Here is a 17,120-nt window from a genome sequence, read left to right as displayed (position 1 = left end):
TCGCGTATTATCGCAAATAACCTGCCAAAAAGCACTTGTTATTTACTGTGGCAGGTTTGCTGTATCGTTACAGACTGTTAATCAGTAAAGCGATTATTCAAACGGCGCAGGATCGCCAGCACCACGACGTAGAACCACGGCATCATCGTCACTGAAGTCAATAACCGTCGTCGGTTGCTCACCTAAGTAACCGCCATTCAAAATGACATCAACCGCATGTTCTAGGCTGTCACGAATTTCTTCTGGATCCGACTCCGTAGTCTCGTTACCCGGCAGAATCAGAGACGTCGACATTAATGGTTCACCCATCGCTTCCAAAAGGTCGAGTGCAATCTTGTTGTCTGGGACACGAATACCAATCGTTTTACGCTTGGCGTTCATCAAACGCTTTGGCACTTCTTTGGTTGCTTTAAAGATAAACGTGTAAGCACCTGGTGTATGTGCTTTCAGTAGACGGAAAGCCACGTTATCGACGCGTGCATACAGTGATAATTCAGAAAGATCACGACATAACAAGGTGAAATTGTGCTTGTCATCGATGCGACGAATTTTACAGATACGTTCAAGTGCTTGTTTGTTTTCAAGCTGACAGCCCAGCGCATAACCGGAATCTGTTGGATAAACCACAACGCCGCCATTGCGAATAATCGCAACCGCTTGAGTAATTAAGCGTGCTTGTGGGTTATCTGGGTGTACATAAAAAAACTGGCTCATTGTTGATCCTCGTTATCGAATCTCTCGACTCTATCATCAGAAGGAGCTGGCTCACCTAAAGACTATTCAGATGGTGAAACCGTTTGAAACTCCCAATCTTTCCATACTTCTTCGACCCCAGAAGGTAGCCAGAGATTGCGTCCAAGTTCCATCCACGGAGATGGGTAATGGAAATCACTGCCTTGGGAGGCTAATAGTTTGTATTGTATAGCATAATCCGCGAGTGTGCGTCTTTCTTGTTGCGCTTGCTGAGGTTGAGCTACTTCCATCGCATCCCCTTTCGCTTCAACAAATGCCGCTAGCAGGCGCTTAACCCACTTGGCTGTAAGTCCATATCGCCCAGGGTGAGCGAGTACGGCTTGTCCACCAGCAGCATGAATAGCCGTGACAGCATCACTCATTGAACACCAAGTTGGCGGCACATAACCTGGGTTATTACGAGTAAGAAACTTTTTAAACACCTGCTGCATAGTTTTCGCATAGCCATTGTCGACTAGCCACTTAGCAAAGTGAGCGCGAGTGATTGGTGCATCACCCGCAATCAATTTAACTTCTTCTAACACCCCTTCACGAGTCGCTTTCTCAAGACGGTGAGCGATCATCTCAGCACGCCCAATACGGTGTTGCTTCTGTTGTTCAATGAGCGCTTTGAGTTCTGGTGACTCAGGATCAACGTTTAACCCAACAATATGGATATCTTTGTTTTGCCAAACAGTCGAAATCTCAATGCCGTTTATCAACTGAATAGGAAGGTTGTTATCCGCAATGTAGCTGCGTGCTTCAGCAAGCCCATCAGTCGTGTCATGATCTGTAATCGCTAGCGCTTCGATGTTAAAGCCAAGCGCTCGGTCAATTAGCTCAGGTGGAGTAAGTCGGCCATCTGAGGCTGTTGTATGACTATGTAGATCAATTCTCATATATTCTTTTTCATTGTTTTCAATTTTTATCGTTATATTTGTGTCAACACACTTGACCCGCAAGCAGAAAACTAGTTAACTAGTACACAAATACGAAGTATCACATTTGATAGGTTCACCATGTTACAAGAATTTAACCAAAACCATAAAGATAAAGTTTTAGAACTTTCTTCAGTAGAAGCAAGTTCAGAGCTTAATTGGTGGCGCACTTGGACAAGTTCTTGGTGGGCTAACGTGTACTTCTAATTAAACAGTTTGTTTATAAAAAAGTTATCACTAAGCCCGCTTTAATAGCGGGCTTTTTAATTTGTCGAACATCTCACATTCAACTGACTAACAAATCATCGAATTGACCATATTCTAGATTGGGTGAAAGGTATCTTTATGCGACTATGTACGGCAGGAAATTTAAAGAATCATAAAGGAGGTCTTGTGAACAAGGCCATTGAAATCAAAAAGCTGGGAACCATTGAGGTCATCAATTCCTCAGTTCCTTACTCGCAAGATCCAACCAGCGTTTTTCATACTTTGTGTGAAAACAAAACTGATAGTCTTTTGTTGGAATCTGCCGAGATTGAATCTAAACAGAACCTGACAAGCCTACTCCTTATCGACTCTGCTGTTCGCATCGTATGTCGCGGACATGAAGTAACCTTTCAAGCATTGACTGAAAACGGTCAAGCGCTTATCGAACATCTCACTCAAAACGTGAAAGCAGAAATTAAATCTGACCTTACTGATAACGTTTTGACGCTGACTTTTATCGAACCAAGCAACGAATTAGACGAAGACTCACGTTTAAGAGAAGCCTCTTCATTCGATGCACTGCGTTTGGTTCAGCACAGCTTTGAGCAAGACGCGGATAACAAACACGCATTATTCATGGCGGGCTTATTCGCTTACGACATCGTGGCAAACTTTGAGCCACTAGGTGATGCTGAAGCAACCAACAATTGTCCTGACTTTGTATTCTACGTAGCTGAAACACTATTGCGTTTCGATCACCAAGAGAACGAAGGCTTACTTCACGCGAGCTTATTTGCTCAAGATGACAACATCAAAGTGCAATTAACTGACCGTCTAGCCGACATTCAAACTCAGTGTCAGTCCCTGAAAGCCATCACTGAAGTAACGCCGTTAGACAACGTTGAAGCTGTACCTAGCGTTTCAGATGAAGACTTCTGCCAAACGGTTCGTGATTTAAAAGAGTACGTAGTTAAAGGCGATGTATTCCAAGTGGTACCTTCACGCCGCTTCACTCTACCTTGCCCTGCCCCACTGGCGGCTTATAAAGAACTCAAACAAAGCAACCCAAGCCCTTACATGTTCTACATGCAAGACGAGCTGTTTACTCTGTTCGGTGCATCTCCAGAAAGCGCGCTGAAATACGAGACAGAAACCAACCAAATCGAGATCTACCCGATTGCTGGTACTCGTCGTCGTGGTAAGCGCCCTGACGGTCAAATCGATTTCGACCTAGACAGCCGTATCGAGCTTGAACTGCGTACCGACAAGAAAGAAAACGCCGAGCACATGATGCTAGTTGACCTAGCGCGTAACGATGTGGCACGTATTGCCGAAGCTGGCACTCGCCACGTAGCAGACTTACTGAAAGTAGACCGCTACAGCCATGTAATGCACTTGGTTTCTCGTGTTGTTGGTCAGCTCCGTGAAGACTTAGATGCTCTGCACGCTTACCAAGCTTGTATGAACATGGGCACGCTAACGGGCGCACCAAAAATCCGCGCAATGCAGCTTATTCGAGACGTAGAAAAAACGCGTCGTGGTAGCTACGGTGGTGCAGTCGGTTATCTAACTGGTGAAGGGACTCTAGATACTTGTATCGTAATTCGCTCTGCTTACGTTGAAGATGGCGTGGCACAAGTACAAGCAGGCGCTGGGGTCGTATTTGACTCAGACCCACAAGCAGAAGCCGATGAAACTCGCGGCAAGGCACAAGCGGTTATCTCAGCGATTCAAGCTGCACACACTAAAAGCGCTGCAGTAAATCAGAACACATCAAACAAGAAGGAGTCGTAATCATGGCTGATATTGTATTCATCGATAACTTCGACTCATTCACTTACAACCTTGTAGACCAGTTTCGTTCATTAGGTCACAGCGTAAAGATTTACCGTAACAACATTCCGGCAAAGGTTGTTGAAGCTGCGATCAACGAACTAGACAACCCTGTTGCACTGCTTTCACCAGGCCCTGGCGCTCCAGCAGATGCGGGCTGTATGCCAGAGCTGATTCAGCTTCTAAAAGGTAAAGTGCCAATGATTGGTATTTGCTTAGGCCACCAAGCGATTGTTGAAGCCTATGGCGGCACCGTTGCAGGCGCTGGCGAAATCATTCATGGTAAGGTGTCGATGATGGAACACCAAAACCATGCGACTTACCAAGGCTTACCTTCGCCATTGGCTATCGCTCGCTACCACTCTTTAGTGGCAACGCATGTATCTGATAGCCTAACGGTGACCGCTGAAGTAGATGATTTGGTGATGTCTGTGGTTCAAGAACAAGACAAGGTGTGTGGATTCCAATTCCACCCTGAATCAATTATGACGACCTACGGTGCAACGCTTCTAGCAAACGCTATCGAATGGGCTCTTGAGAAAAAGACGATATAGGAAACGATCATGGAACAGATTAATAAACTTTACGAACAGCAGTCTCTTACTCAAGAAGAAAGCCAACAGTTATTTGATGTGATCATCAAGGGTGAACTAGACCCAATCTTGATGGCTTCTGCGCTAACTGCACTGAAAATCAAAGGCGAAACGCCCGATGAAATTGCAGGCGCAGCAAAAGCACTACTTGCGAATGCAAACCCGTTCCCGCGCCCTGATTACGATTTCGCAGACATCGTAGGTACAGGTGGCGACGGTCACAACACCATCAATATCTCGACGACTTCTGCATTTGTTGCCGCAGCGTGTGGCTTAAAAGTCGCGAAGCACGGTAACCGCAGCGTATCGAGCAAATCAGGCTCTTCTGACCTACTGGATTCGTTCGGTATCAACCTAGCGATGACAGCTGAAGACACACGTACGGCTGTTGATGAACTTGGCGTAGCATTCCTATTTGCTCCGCAATATCACGTTGGTGTACGTCACGCGATGCCGGTTCGTCAAACAATGAAAACGCGCACTATCTTCAATATTCTTGGCCCACTGATTAACCCTGCTCGCCCTAACATCGAGCTAATGGGTGTTTACAGCAAAGAGCTGGTACGCCCTATCGCAGAAACCATGCTGCAAATGGGCATGAAGCGCGCGGCGGTTGTTCACGGTAGCGGCCTTGATGAAGTAGCGATTCACGGCGAAACCATGGTTGCTGAAATCAAAGATGGCACAATTCACGAATACACAGTGACACCAGCAGACTTTGGTTTGAACACTCACCCTCTTGAAGCAATCAAGGGCGGCGAGCCAGAAGAGAACAAAGCCATCACAACCGATATCCTGACGGGTAAAGGCACTGATGGTCAAGTTGGCGCAGTGGCAGTCAACGTTGCTCTACTGATGCGTCTGTTTGGTCACGAAGACCTAAAAGCCAACGCACAGCAAGCAATTGACGCGATGAACTCTGGCAAAGCATACGAGCTTGTACAAAAGCTTGCTGCACACGCCTAACGAACGACGAATCGAGACAAAGAACATGACACAGACTACCGATAAACTGTCGACCCACGTTTCAGTCAAAGAAGCTGAAATGGCGGAAGTATTAGCAAAAATCGTTCGTGATAAATACCAATGGGTTGAAGCACGTAAGCAGACTCAACCATTAGACGAGTTTAAAGCGTCACTAACTGCAACAGACCGCAGCTTTTATGACGCTCTGAGCGGAGAACAAACGGTTTTCATCACTGAATGTAAAAAGGCCTCTCCGTCAAAAGGTTTAATCCGTGACGAGTTTGACCTCGACTACATTGCTTCTGTTTACAACAACCACGCAAACGCGATTTCTGTGCTGACAGACGAGAAGTACTTCCAAGGTGACTTTGAGTTTTTACCTAAAGTTCGCAGCATTGCTAAGCAGCCTATCCTGTGTAAAGACTTCATGGTTGATACCTACCAAGTGTATCTAGCTCGTCATTACTCAGCTGATGCTATCTTGTTAATGCTATCGGTATTAGATGACGAAGAGTACAAAGCGCTGGCGGAAGTCGCTCACTCACTCAACATGGGTGTATTGACCGAAGTCAGCAACGAAGAAGAGCTTCACCGTGCAGTCGCTCTAAACGCTAAGGTGATCGGCATTAACAACCGTAATCTTCGTGACCTTTCGACTGATTTGAACCGTACTAAAGAGTTGGCGCCGCTGATTCGCGAACTGGCTCCAAACGCAGTTGTGATTTCAGAGTCTGGCATCTACACACATCAACAAGTTCGTGACCTTTCAACGTTTGCAGATGGCTTCCTAATCGGTAGCTCTCTAATGGCAGAGAAGAACCTCGAGCTTGCGGTACGCAAAGTAACACTGGGTGAAAACAAGGTGTGTGGTTTAACTCACTCTGACGATGCAGCAAAGGCTTATCAAGCTGGTGCGGTATTCGGTGGTCTGATATTCGTTGAAGCATCTAAGCGTCATGTGGATATCGAAGCGGCTCGTTTGACTATGAGCGGCGCACCTTTGAACTACGTGGGTGTGTTCCAAAACCACAGCGTTACTGACGTTGCGAAAACGGTTTCTGAGCTAGGCCTGTTCGCTGTGCAATTGCACGGTGATGAGTCTCAAGCGTTTATCGATGAGCTAAAACAGTCACTACCTGAAAGCGTTGAGATTTGGAAAGCTTACGGTGTTTCTCCCGATGCTGAGAGCTCGCTACCAGAATTACTGGAAAGCAACGTGACTCGTCACCTGCTAGATACTAAAGTGGGTTCTCAAACTGGTGGCACAGGCCAAGTGTTCGATTGGAACCTAATCAACAACCAAAGCACAATCATGTTGGCGGGTGGCCTAAACCCAGAAAATGCTAACCAAGCCGCTAAGTTGGGTTGCTTAGGATTAGACCTAAACTCTGGCGTTGAATCCGCTCCAGGAAAAAAAGACGCAGACAAACTGCAACGTGCTTTTGCAGCGATTCGCAATTACTAGTCCAAACTCGGCGCTAGAAATTAGAAAGCAGAAACTAAAAACATATTTGTGAGCTTTGCCTTTTGCGAAGCTCAAACAAGATTAAATGACTTGGTGTGAATACACATCAGTAGAATTGAAGGAATAACACAATGGCTAAACTCGATGCCTACTTTGGTGAATACGGTGGTCAATACGTACCGCAGATCCTAGTGCCAGCACTAGACCAACTTGAACAAGCATTTATCGATGCACAAGCCGATCCTGAGTTCCGCAGCGAATTCATGACGCTTCTTCAAGAGTACGCTGGTCGTCCAACGGCACTAACGTTGACTCGTAACCTAACTAAAGGCACAAAAACCAAACTGTACCTTAAGCGTGAAGATCTACTTCACGGTGGCGCCCACAAGACAAACCAAGTACTTGGTCAAGCATTGCTAGCAAAACGTATGGGTAAGCAGGAAATCATCGCTGAAACTGGGGCAGGCCAACACGGTGTGGCAACGGCTCTAGCGTGTGCTCTACTAGGTCTTAAGTGTCGTGTATACATGGGTGCGAAAGACGTTGAACGTCAAAGCCCGAACGTGTTCCGTATGAAGCTAATGGGCGCAGAGGTTATCCCTGTTCATTCTGGCTCTTCAACGCTAAAAGATGCATGTAACGAAGCGCTACGTGACTGGTCGGCAACTTATGAAGACGCGCACTACCTATTGGGTACTGCAGCGGGCCCTCACCCATTCCCAACGATTGTTCGTGATTTCCAACGCATGATTGGTGAAGAAACGAAGAACCAAATTCTAGCTCGTGAAGGTCGCCTTCCTGATGCAGTTATCGCGTGTGTCGGCGGTGGTTCAAACGCTATCGGTATGTTCGCGGATTTCATTGAAGAAGAGTCTGTACGCCTAATCGGTGTAGAGCCTGCTGGTAAAGGTATTGATACCGACCAACACGGCGCGCCGCTTAAACACGGTAAAACTGGTATCTTCTTCGGTATGAAAGCACCACTGATGCAAGATGAGAATGGTCAAGTAGAAGAGTCTTACTCTGTATCTGCGGGTCTAGACTTCCCATCAGTTGGCCCTCAACACGCGCACCTAAATGCTATTGGCCGTGCTGAATACGACAACGTAACCGATGACGAAGCACTAGAAGCTTTCCAAGCTATCGCACGTAACGAAGGTATTATCGCAGCGCTAGAGTCATCTCATGCTTTGGCTCATGCAATCAAAATGGCTCACGATGATCCAGAGAAAGAACAGCTATTAGTCGTTAACTTATCTGGCCGTGGTGACAAAGACATTTTCTCTGTACACGACATTCTTAAAGAGAAAGGAGCATTATAATGGATCGCTATCAATCACTCTTCACTCGCTTAGCTGAAAAGAATCAGGGCGCATTCGTACCATTCGTAACAGTTGGCGATCCTAACCCTGAGCAATCGCTTAAGATCATGGAAACTTTGGTTGAAGCGGGTGCAGATGCACTTGAGCTTGGTATTCCATTCTCCGATCCGCTTGCAGATGGCCCGACAATCCAAGGCGCAAATATTCGCGCGTTAGATTCAAAAGTAACGCCAGATGTGTGTTTTGATCTTATTGGTCAAATTCGTGCTAAATACCCAGATCTGCCAATCGGCCTACTGATGTACGCAAACTTGGTGTACGCACGTGGTATCGAGAACTTCTACGAGCGTTGTGCGAATGCAGGTATCGATTCAGTATTGATTGCTGATGTACCAACCAACGAGAGTGGCGAGTTTGTTGCTGCAGCTAAGAAGTTTGGTATTCACCCAATCTTTATTGCTCCACCAACAGCAAGTGATGAGACGCTTCAATCGGTTTCTGAGCTAGGTGGTGGTTACACTTACCTACTTTCTCGTGCTGGCGTAACGGGTGCAGAAACCAAAGCAAACATGCCTGTGACAGCCCTACTTGACCGTTTGAACAAGTTTGATGCGCCACCAGCACTGCTTGGTTTCGGTATCTCTGCTCCTGAGCAAGTAAAAGAAGCCATCGAAGCTGGCGCTGCTGGTGCTATCTCTGGCTCTGCGGTTGTGAAAATCATTGAAAACAACGTTGAACAACCAGAAGCAATGCTTAAAGCACTTGCTGAGTTTGTTACGCCAATGAAAGCGGCAACGCAAAAATAATAAATAGGCTCCCACTAGTGCGATAATTAGCGCTGTGGGAGTTTTTCTCCGAGAACACGTCCAAACCCTCTCAATTGTTAAATTTCTGATAAAAACAACACCTCATACAAACCTGTAGCACACCTATAATACCCCACCAAAACATCACCACCATTTATAAAAATAATGACAAATCAAAAAAGCAAACGTTTGCTTTAGTGTGAAAAATCATCAAATGACATTTGATTACTGCTTTTTGGTGTTCTTTCATCTCTGCTCATATTGATAAATGTAAAAGATACGTGTAAAACTTCTCGCGAAATATTAATCCAATGGTACATCGTACATTGGTGAGTAGTTCTGGGATTTTTATATTTAGTAGCACAGAGGTTATGGAAGTGTTAAAAGAAAAGAGTTTACTAAGCAACATCGGCGTTCAAGTCGTTATTGCAATGATCATCGGTACCCTAGTCGGTGCGATGATGGGTGACAGCGCAACTATGTTCGCTCCACTGGGTGCTATCTTCATCAATTTGATCAAGATGCTGGTTATCCCTCTAGTCGCGGTTGCCCTAATTTCAGGTGCTGCTGGTCTAGGCAACAGCTCATCAGCAGGTAAAGTGGGCGTGACCACTCTAGGTTACTTTGCACTAACGTCTGCACTTGCTGTAGCACTAGCGCTAGTAATGGGTGAAATATTCGAACCAGGTCGTGGTATCGATGTTTCTGGCGTTGAAGGCATGTTCTCTTCTGAATACGCTGCGAAAGGTGAACTTCCAACGTTCTGGGCAACCATCACAGGCATGATCCCGACCAACGTTTTCCAATCACTGAATGAAGCAAACATTCTGCAAATTCTAGTTTTCTGCTTATTCTTCGGTATTGCGATTTCTAAACAAGCGAAAGAGAAACGTGACCCTATCATCAATGGCGTAAACGCGATTGTTGACGCTATGGTTTGGATGATCAACAAGGTTATGATCATTGCACCACTTGGCGTATTCGGCCTAATGGCAGAAGCTGTGGGTACATTCGGCTTTGGCGCACTTATGGTTGTGTTCAAACTGTTCGTTGTCTACATCGCTGCGATTCTGATCTTCGGCTTTGTTGCTTACCCGCTAATGATTCAAATCTTCACTAAGACTTCTGCTAAGAAGTTCCTAGTGGCAATGAAGAAGCCTCAAGCGGTTGCACTATCAACAGCCTCTTCAATGGCGACACTGCCAGTAACAATGGAAACGGTAGAGAAAGAACTTGGCGTTCGTAACTCTACGGCTTCATTCGTTCTGCCACTTGGTGCGACGATCAACATGTCTGGTAACGCAATTTACTACGGCCTAGTTGCTATCTTCTTCGCACAGCTGTTCAACATCGACCTGTCTATGGGCGCTTACATTGCTATCATCGTAACGTCGACTCTAGGCGCAGTTGGTCAAGCAGGTGTTCCAGGTCCTTCTTTCCTAGTGGTTGCGGTTCTTCTAGCAGCTGGTATCCCTATTGAAGGTCTACCTCTGTTGTTCGCTCTAGACCGTATCTTCGACATGATCCGTACTGCTCTAAACATCACTGGTGATGCAGCATGTGCAGTCATCGTTGATTCTCTAATCGAAGACGAAGCGAAAGAAGCTGAGCTACAAAAACAGCAAGCGTAATATTAAGCTTCAGTTTGATTGATAAATAAAACCGCCTTCATGAGGCGGTTTTTTTATTAGGTAATGATCGATATTGATTCCATAAATCTTACCCTTGTCAGGCTAATTGATGAGTCCAAACGCACGAGGCAGAGCCAAACTAATTTCAGGAATAAAAGTAATGGCCAACAGTGTGACGATCAATACGGCACAAAACGGCATGATACTTCTTATAACGTTTTCAATCTTAGAGCCACTGACACTACAACCCACAAATAGCGCCGTACCAACGGGTGGCGTTGCAATGCCAATACATAAGTTGAAGATAATCATCATCGCGAAGTGAATTGGATGCATGCCTAAATGCTCAGCAATCGGCATAAAGATAGGGGTAAAGATCAATACGGCTGGCGTAAGGTCCATAAACATACCCACAATCAGTAGAATCAGGTTCATCAGAATAAAGATGATAATTGGATTGTCTGAAATAGAGAGCATCCAATCACTGATCATGGTTGGTAGACCGGTAAACGCCATTGCCCATGACATAATGGTAGAAGCACCAATCAAGAACAGCATAATGCCAGTAACCTGAACCGTTTCTCTACAAATTATCGGAAAGTGTGCCCATTTGAGGGTTCGGTAACAGAGTGACAGTATAAAAGAGTATAGAACCGCTATACATGCCCCTTCTGTTGCAGTGAATATACCACCAATAATACCGCCAATAACAACAACAATAAGCCCTAAGCTTGGTGTTGCTTGCCAAACAATATTCAGCACATCTTTCGTTGTGAAGCCGTCATTCGCACTTGTTTTGTAGCCCTTCTTTTTAGCGATGAAATAGGCGACGACCATACAACTTAAGCCCATTAGAATACCTGGGACATACCCTGCGATAAACAACGCCGCAACGGATGTTCCACCCGATACCACTGAAAATACGATCAGTGAATTACTCGGCGGTATTAATAAGCCTGCCGGGCAAGATGCAACGTTTACTGCTGTTGCTAAGTTTTTATCATAACCATCTTTTTCTAATTCTGGGCCTAAGGTTTTACCAACCGCAGCTGCTGCTGCAACGGCTGATCCTGAAACGGCGCCAAACATCATATTGGCGAAGATGTTCACGTGAAAAAGTGAGCCCGGGATCCAACCAACCAAGAGCTTTGCAAGGTTGATGAGTCGACTCGCGATGCCACCTACATTCATTATATTCCCCGCGAGGATAAAGAAAGGGATGGCTAATAAACTGAAACTATCAATACCGGTAATGATTTTTTGACCCGCAGTAATACTGGCGACTTCAAACGGTAAGATGAAATACATGATGGTTAAAGATGACATGGCAATTGCAATCGCAATCGGCATGCTTATCGCGATCATGAATAAGAATAGGCCTAGCAGCCAAACACCAATGGACAAATCCATAATATAGAGTCCTTTTAAAACTTATTTTTTGTTGGGTTCACAAAAAAGATCAAACGTATTCATGACCAAATAAATGAGGATAATAACGGCTGAAATCGGCAATATTGAATACACCGTCGACATCGGTAATTGCAGTGCTGGAGAGAGTTGTTGTGTGGTTCTTCCCATTAGGGCGATGCCACCTTGAAGCATTGCTAGAAATACAAATGCGCCAGAAATGATATTGATGAGTACATGTAATGCGATATGCGCTTTACCCTTAAGATAACCATCCAATAACGTTATAGCTAAATGCCCTTTGATACCGAATAAGTAGCTTGCTCCTAATAATCCAAGCCATACCATCGCATAACGAGCAAGTTCATCAGTCCAGTTACTTGGGTCATTCAAAACATAGCGACTAAAAACCTGCCAAGTGACAGTAACGACAAGTAACATTAATGCAAAAGAAGAGACAAAAAGAATCAACCTATCAAGTAGGTTTCTGAAAGTTGCTAACATGGTGTGATACCTCAAAAAATTTTGCCTTAGCAAAGCCAAGGCAAAATTATATTTTCACTAAGACTGATTACAGAACTTCAATTTTTTCAATGAATGAAGCTAATTTAGGGTCTTTTTTGGCTTCATCAATCATAGGTTTAACAGCGGCACGGAACGGGGCTTTATCAACATCAACAAACGTTACGCCTGCTTTCATTCCTTTCTCTTTGTTCATTTCATCTGTTGCGTCCCAGATTTTGATCTGCTCTTCAAGAGACTCAGCTGCAGCTTCTTTTAAGATTTTTTGCTCTTCTGCCGTTAATGAACCCCATTTGTATTCTGAAATGATGATCACGTCAGGTGTCATCATGTGCTGGTCCATAGAGTAAAATTTGGCAACTTCGCTGTGTTTCATTTCAACTAAGCTAGAAATATTATTTTCAGCACCGTCAATTACACCTTGTTGCAATGCCGTGTATACCTCATTGAAAGGTACAGGCGTTGCTTTGCCACCAAGTAGGTTGACCATTTCCATCATGGTCGGGGAGCCAGGAACTCGAACTTTCATGCCAGCTAGATCAGCTGGTGAGTTGATGGCTTTCTTAGCGTAGAAGCTACGTGTGCCTGAATCATAGAATGTAAGACCGATGAAGCCTTTACCTTCACTTGAAAGCAACATCTCTTGTGCAGCTTCACTTCGCATGAAGGTTCTCATATGTGGAACGTCACGGAATAAGAAAGGCAGTGCATTAACCTTAAAAGTTGGTTCAAAAGATTCGGCTAACCCACCATTGATTTTGGCCATATCAATCGCGCCAGTAACAACTTGCTCCGCTTGGTCACGTTCAGAGCCTAATTGACCGTTTGGAAAGATCTTAATCGTAAGTTCACCATTCGATTTTTCTTTAACTTTATCAGCCATGATCACCATGCCTTGGTGAGCTGCGCTTTCTAATGACATTGCATGCCCTAACGTCAAAGTTTTTGCTTGAGCGCCAAATGCCATCAGAATTGAAGCCGCTGCAATCGTCAGTAGGTGTTTTTTCATGTTCTTCTCCAGAATCCATTTTGTAAGAGGTACAGTTTTATATGCAACGCTATAGCTAAGTTTGAAATCTAACGTTCAATTGCACATCGCTCATAGCAGTAACGTTTCATTACAATATTCTTACCTTCATATATTTTGTATTACAATACTATGTGTATATTTTGTGAGCTAAGGTTCATCTATTTGCCAGAGAGCTGAATTGATTGTGATACCAATCATATTTGGCACCAATTAGACCATTAAGCAGTCTAACTTCGGATTTTTGGGGAATTCCGAGCGCTTTCAACTGCTTTTAGAACAGTCTATTAGCAAAAATCACGCGCAAATTTGTGTTATTTTAAGATCTTAAAATCCGTAATTAAGCACGGACAAAGAAGGTCTCATCGATTGAAAAAGCGAATCGTGAACGGCGATTTCTGAGGTGGTCGAGGTAAGGTTTTAGGCTGAGCGTATGGAACAAGAGTGGATAAGCAGGGATAAAGACAACGGTGGGAATCTTACTAAGACGAATTATTTGTAACAAAAATCCGAGAGCTTCACAGCCCTCGGATTTTTGTTTTTGGTGTTCTAGTTTTTAGGCGTTAAACGAATTACAAATCAGCGCCATAAATATCAAACGTGAAGTACTTAGCGGCGATCTTGTCGTAAGTACCGTTCGCTCTGATCTCTTCAATCGCGGCATTGAATTGTTTCGCCAGTTTTGAATCCTGCTTTCTTAGTGCTAACGCCGTACCTTCGCCAATGTAGGCTTTGTCGGTTACTGCTTTACCTTTGAACTCAAAGCCCTCGCCTTCTTTCTTATCTAAGAAAGCTAATGACAGTTGATCCGAGTTGCCGAAGGTTAGATCTAGACGGCCGTTTTGCAGATCCAGATAAACTTCATCTTGGCCGGTATAACGCTTAATGTTTGCCACATCGCCAAACTTGTCGGTTACGTAGCGATCGTGAATCGTACCTTGCTGAACACCGATGGTTTTACCTGCTAAGCCTGCCTGATCGACGTTGAACTCGGCGCTTTTAGCAGCAACAAACACGGCTGGAGTTTGGTAGTACTTATCAGTAAACAAGATCTTACGCTTACGCTCTTCGGTAATACGCATTGAAGCCATAATCACATCTGACTTTCTTGCCAACAAACTTGGAATTAGCGAGTCCCAGCTTTGTGAAACCCAAGTACAATCGAGTTTGGCTTGCTCACACAAGGCGTCAGCTATCTCAATATCAAACCCGACAGGCACACCATCACTGTTTTTGTAGTTAAATGGCGGATACGTAAAGTCCGACGCCAAACGGATTTCTTTCGCCTGTACCGTTGTACCAAGTAAAGCGGCCGCACAAGCGAGTCCTAGTATTATCTTTTTCATCATTGCCATCCTAGATATGATCTTTATCGAGTTGAGATTGAGTTTCTATATATTGATCTTGTTGATGCTGTCGTTTTGCTGATCTTGTTGAGTCTGTTGTAGCTCGGTTTGGTAGCGTGTTAGTGACGTTATCACTTCTAACATGCTCTCTTGGCTACCAATACTGATTCGTACACAGTTACGCAAAGCAGGTTCGTGGTTTTGATTCCTTGTCACAATGCCGTCCTTCGCCAATACACTGAACACTTGATGCCCAGCTTTTTGACGCAGCAAAATAAAGTTCGTCGATGAATGGTAAACAGACTCGATGAAATCAAACTGCGTTAACTCACAAGCAAACCAGTTACGCAGCTCAACCAGATTCTGCGTCGCATCTTGCATCACTGAGACTCGTTCATCAGACAACGCGTCTAATACAATTTGAGATGAGCAATCTGGCATCGGATAAGGTGGAATCAGCTTCGCGACATACTGCATCACATTTTGACTCGCTAAGATAAAACCACAACGAACTGCAGCCAGTCCAAATGCCTTAGACAAAGTGCGAATCACAACCAAGTGCGGATAACGCTCAATAAGGCTAACGGCTGACGTTTGTGGTTCAAATTCGATATACGCTTCATCGACGACCACTAGAGATTTTCCAGTCGTGCCTTCCAGTACCTGAATCAAATCCGATTTAGGAATCACATTGCCCGTTGGATTGTTTGGTGAGCAAAGAAACACGATATTCGCCAGTTTTGCCTTATTCACAATATCAGCGACGTTCAGGCTAAAGTCTTCCTGCAATGGAGAGTCCAAGGTATTAATCGCCAATGCATCAGCGCAAAACTCATACATCGCATACGTTGGAGAGCAGATAAGTATGTTGTCGCACGCCGGTTTACAGAATGTTCTGATCAGCAAATCAATCGCTTCATCTGCACCACGAACAGCCACAGTCGCGGCATCGGTACTACAGTAATCTTGATAAGCCTTAGCAATATCTTGTGGTAAGAAGTCTGGGTATCGGTTGTGACTTGCTTCTCCTTGAAACAGCGAGCTTTCCAATTCATTGGCGTTTAGCCAGACACGTCCATCACCACCAATTCTTCTTGCCGATTGATAAGGTATTAATTTTTTTACAGCCTGAGGCACTAAGCTATCAATAAAAGATGTCAAGAAGCTATCCCTTTCACAAAATCACAATGTCTTCATCATTGCCTTCATATTCAAAAAATGTGACTTATACACATATTGAATCACAAATGATGATTAAGTATTTACATTCAAACAGAACACTATTGATAAATGAATCGAAATAATCACATAATAGCCATGATAAAAAGTCATAGGTAAAGATATGAATCGCACACTTCCTTCAACCAAAACCTTGCTCGCGTTTTTGTCTACGGCAAGGCACCTCAACTTTACACGCGCGGCACATGAGCTCAATGTTACGCAAGGTGCAGTGAGTCGTCAGGTATTGTCGTTTGAAGAAAGCCTTGGCTGTGATCTCTTCTATCGCCATGCTCGCGGATTGTCTTTAACGCCGAAAGGAGAAGAACTGGTTCCCCTGATACAAGGAACGATTCATCAGCTGCAATCGGCTCTAAATCAAGTGGCTAGCTCTCCGTCTAAGATCAAACTCAACGCACCGAGCTGTATTACCTCTTGGCTACTACCTAAGTTGATGTCTTTTCAGCAAGCCTATCCTGAAATTGATGTCGAACTGACGTCGACCATCAAGCACGTCTTCGAACCAAGCTTTGATCCGTTTGACGCCGTAATTACCTATGGCAAGAAGCCGAGCCAACAATCGATCGTCAGCCAGTTATTGTTCAACGAGCAACTCGCACCCGTCTGCCAAGCGCAAAGCATCAAACCCAATCACCTTACCAGTGGTTCCTCTTCTCTAATCAAACCGCACCAACTCGCTCACTACACGTGGTTACACGCCAACAATGAACAAAGTGATTGGCGACTTTGGTTAGAGCACATAGGCAGCCACGACCTTTCAAGCAAGAACAACCAACAATTCGCGACACTCGATCAAGCTATGAACGCCGCCATTCAAGGGTTTGGCATTGCCATAGGCGACATCACACTGGCCAAGCAAGATATTGATTTAGGTAGATTGGTAAAAGTGAGTGAAGGCAGTGTTTTCTCTGGAAATGGTTACTTCTTGCTGCAACCCAAGAATCGACAAAATACATCCTTATCTACGCTTGTTGATTGGCTCGTCGATTAGCGGCAATCATTGTTGGTAGGCCTCTTTATAAGCGGCAGGAGAGCGTCATAATGAGAATTTTTCCGTTCTCAAAATGAAACTATTTGATGTCTGTT

At 44.6% G+C, this 17,120-nt stretch carries 15 protein-coding genes, 1 pseudogene and 1 other annotated feature; of the genes and pseudogenes, 9 read left to right on the top strand and 7 right to left on the bottom strand.

Annotated features, from left to right (window positions below):
• Positions 1 to 93: 93 nt before the first annotated feature.
• Positions 94 to 714: an L-threonylcarbamoyladenylate synthase gene (locus AB6E52_RS01260; RefSeq protein WP_009848751.1), complete on the bottom strand. Its 621-nt coding sequence runs from the start codon at positions 712 to 714 to the stop codon at positions 94 to 96.
• Between the two features lie 62 nt (positions 715 to 776).
• The gene (rnm, locus tag AB6E52_RS01255) at positions 777 to 1,631 is read right to left on the bottom strand and encodes an RNase RNM (RefSeq protein ID WP_017061496.1); all 855 of its coding nucleotides are present in this window, start codon (positions 1,629 to 1,631) and stop codon (positions 777 to 779) included.
• 120 nt (positions 1,632 to 1,751) lie between these two features.
• Between rnm and AB6E52_RS01250 the strand changes: the two genes are divergently transcribed.
• The 8 genes from AB6E52_RS01250 (at position 1,752) to AB6E52_RS01215 (ending at position 10,493) form a co-directional block, all read left to right on the top strand.
• Positions 1,752 to 1,877, top strand: a complete 126-nt coding sequence (locus tag AB6E52_RS01250; RefSeq protein ID WP_009848753.1) for a trp operon leader peptide — start codon at positions 1,752 to 1,754, stop codon at positions 1,875 to 1,877.
• Positions 1,824 to 1,938 (top strand) — a sequence feature (Trp leader region). It overlaps the preceding gene by 54 nt.
• A gap of 125 nt (positions 1,939 to 2,063) precedes the next feature.
• A complete protein-coding gene (locus tag AB6E52_RS01245; RefSeq protein WP_102320476.1) occupies positions 2,064 to 3,671 on the top strand; it encodes an anthranilate synthase component 1 in 1,608 nt (535 codons plus the stop codon).
• Positions 3,672 to 3,673: 2 nt separating this feature from the next.
• Positions 3,674 to 4,264: an aminodeoxychorismate/anthranilate synthase component II gene (locus AB6E52_RS01240; RefSeq protein WP_010438041.1), complete on the top strand. Its 591-nt coding sequence runs from the start codon at positions 3,674 to 3,676 to the stop codon at positions 4,262 to 4,264.
• A gap of 9 nt (positions 4,265 to 4,273) precedes the next feature.
• Positions 4,274 to 5,269, top strand: a complete 996-nt coding sequence (trpD, locus tag AB6E52_RS01235) for an anthranilate phosphoribosyltransferase (RefSeq protein ID WP_017063543.1) — start codon at positions 4,274 to 4,276, stop codon at positions 5,267 to 5,269.
• 25 nt (positions 5,270 to 5,294) lie between these two features.
• Entirely contained in the window at positions 5,295 to 6,734 is a 1,440-nt protein-coding gene (gene trpCF, locus AB6E52_RS01230) for a bifunctional indole-3-glycerol-phosphate synthase TrpC/phosphoribosylanthranilate isomerase TrpF (protein WP_102320475.1), read from the top strand.
• A gap of 131 nt (positions 6,735 to 6,865) precedes the next feature.
• Positions 6,866 to 8,056, top strand: a complete 1,191-nt coding sequence (trpB, locus tag AB6E52_RS01225) for a tryptophan synthase subunit beta (RefSeq protein ID WP_060982409.1) — start codon at positions 6,866 to 6,868, stop codon at positions 8,054 to 8,056.
• Positions 8,056 to 8,862, top strand: a complete 807-nt coding sequence (trpA, locus tag AB6E52_RS01220; RefSeq protein WP_017069986.1) for a tryptophan synthase subunit alpha — start codon at positions 8,056 to 8,058, stop codon at positions 8,860 to 8,862. Before trpB ends, trpA begins: the two co-directional genes overlap by 1 nt.
• A gap of 311 nt (positions 8,863 to 9,173) precedes the next feature.
• Positions 9,174 to 10,493, top strand: a complete 1,320-nt coding sequence (locus AB6E52_RS01215) for a dicarboxylate/amino acid:cation symporter (RefSeq protein ID WP_346393668.1) — start codon at positions 9,174 to 9,176, stop codon at positions 10,491 to 10,493.
• Positions 10,494 to 10,595: 102 nt separating this feature from the next.
• Here AB6E52_RS01215 and AB6E52_RS01210 read toward each other — a convergent pair whose 3' ends face one another.
• From AB6E52_RS01210 to hisC, 5 genes and pseudogenes are all read right to left on the bottom strand, one after another.
• The gene (locus AB6E52_RS01210; protein WP_010438025.1) at positions 10,596 to 11,903 is read right to left on the bottom strand and encodes a TRAP transporter large permease; all 1,308 of its coding nucleotides are present in this window, start codon (positions 11,901 to 11,903) and stop codon (positions 10,596 to 10,598) included.
• Positions 11,904 to 11,924: 21 nt separating this feature from the next.
• A complete protein-coding gene (locus tag AB6E52_RS01205; RefSeq protein WP_004736522.1) occupies positions 11,925 to 12,404 on the bottom strand; it encodes a TRAP transporter small permease in 480 nt (159 codons plus the stop codon).
• 67 nt (positions 12,405 to 12,471) lie between these two features.
• Positions 12,472 to 13,431 carry a TRAP transporter substrate-binding protein gene (locus AB6E52_RS01200; protein WP_102320474.1) on the bottom strand — a complete coding sequence of 320 codons (960 nt, stop codon included), beginning with the start codon at positions 13,429 to 13,431 and terminating at the stop codon, positions 12,472 to 12,474.
• Between the two features lie 590 nt (positions 13,432 to 14,021).
• Positions 14,022 to 14,795 carry an ABC transporter substrate-binding protein gene (locus AB6E52_RS01195; RefSeq protein WP_017094467.1) on the bottom strand — a complete coding sequence of 258 codons (774 nt, stop codon included), beginning with the start codon at positions 14,793 to 14,795 and terminating at the stop codon, positions 14,022 to 14,024.
• Between the two features lie 10 nt (positions 14,796 to 14,805).
• Positions 14,806 to 15,956: pseudogene (gene hisC, locus AB6E52_RS01190) on the bottom strand (histidinol-phosphate transaminase).
• Between the two features lie 181 nt (positions 15,957 to 16,137).
• On the opposite strand from hisC, the gene AB6E52_RS01185 reads away from it, so the two are divergent.
• Positions 16,138 to 17,025: a LysR substrate-binding domain-containing protein gene (locus tag AB6E52_RS01185; protein WP_102320472.1), complete on the top strand. Its 888-nt coding sequence runs from the start codon at positions 16,138 to 16,140 to the stop codon at positions 17,023 to 17,025.
• The last annotated feature ends 95 nt before the right edge of the window (positions 17,026 to 17,120 follow it).

Source organism: Vibrio sp. 10N.247.311.13, from assembly GCF_041467595.1.
Classification (GTDB): Bacteria; Pseudomonadota; Gammaproteobacteria; order Enterobacterales; family Vibrionaceae; genus Vibrio; species Vibrio crassostreae_C.
Note: the sequence above shows the minus strand (reverse complement) of the source record. Positions and strands in the feature narration are given on the sequence as shown.

Excerpts from the sequence above, each read along its gene's own strand:
- AB6E52_RS01260 (WP_009848751.1), bottom strand. The coding sequence starts at position 714 with ATGAGCCAGTTTTTTTATGTACACCCAGATAACCCACAAGCACGCTTA.
- AB6E52_RS01240 (WP_010438041.1), top strand. The coding sequence starts at position 3,674 with ATGGCTGATATTGTATTCATCGATAACTTCGACTCATTCACTTACAAC.
- AB6E52_RS01215 (WP_346393668.1), top strand. The coding sequence starts at position 9,174 with ATGGTACATCGTACATTGGTGAGTAGTTCTGGGATTTTTATATTTAGT.
- AB6E52_RS01210 (WP_010438025.1), bottom strand. The coding sequence starts at position 11,903 with ATGGATTTGTCCATTGGTGTTTGGCTGCTAGGCCTATTCTTATTCATG.
- trpD (WP_017063543.1), top strand. The coding sequence starts at position 4,274 with ATGGAACAGATTAATAAACTTTACGAACAGCAGTCTCTTACTCAAGAA.
- AB6E52_RS01250 (WP_009848753.1), top strand. The coding sequence starts at position 1,752 with ATGTTACAAGAATTTAACCAAAACCATAAAGATAAAGTTTTAGAACTT.
- trpCF (WP_102320475.1), top strand. The coding sequence starts at position 5,295 with ATGACACAGACTACCGATAAACTGTCGACCCACGTTTCAGTCAAAGAA.
- AB6E52_RS01185 (WP_102320472.1), top strand. The coding sequence starts at position 16,138 with ATGAATCGCACACTTCCTTCAACCAAAACCTTGCTCGCGTTTTTGTCT.
- trpB (WP_060982409.1), top strand. The coding sequence starts at position 6,866 with ATGGCTAAACTCGATGCCTACTTTGGTGAATACGGTGGTCAATACGTA.
- AB6E52_RS01205 (WP_004736522.1), bottom strand. The coding sequence starts at position 12,404 with ATGTTAGCAACTTTCAGAAACCTACTTGATAGGTTGATTCTTTTTGTC.
- AB6E52_RS01195 (WP_017094467.1), bottom strand. The coding sequence starts at position 14,795 with ATGAAAAAGATAATACTAGGACTCGCTTGTGCGGCCGCTTTACTTGGT.
- AB6E52_RS01200 (WP_102320474.1), bottom strand. The coding sequence starts at position 13,431 with ATGAAAAAACACCTACTGACGATTGCAGCGGCTTCAATTCTGATGGCA.
- trpA (WP_017069986.1), top strand. The coding sequence starts at position 8,056 with ATGGATCGCTATCAATCACTCTTCACTCGCTTAGCTGAAAAGAATCAG.
- rnm (WP_017061496.1), bottom strand. The coding sequence starts at position 1,631 with ATGAGAATTGATCTACATAGTCATACAACAGCCTCAGATGGCCGACTT.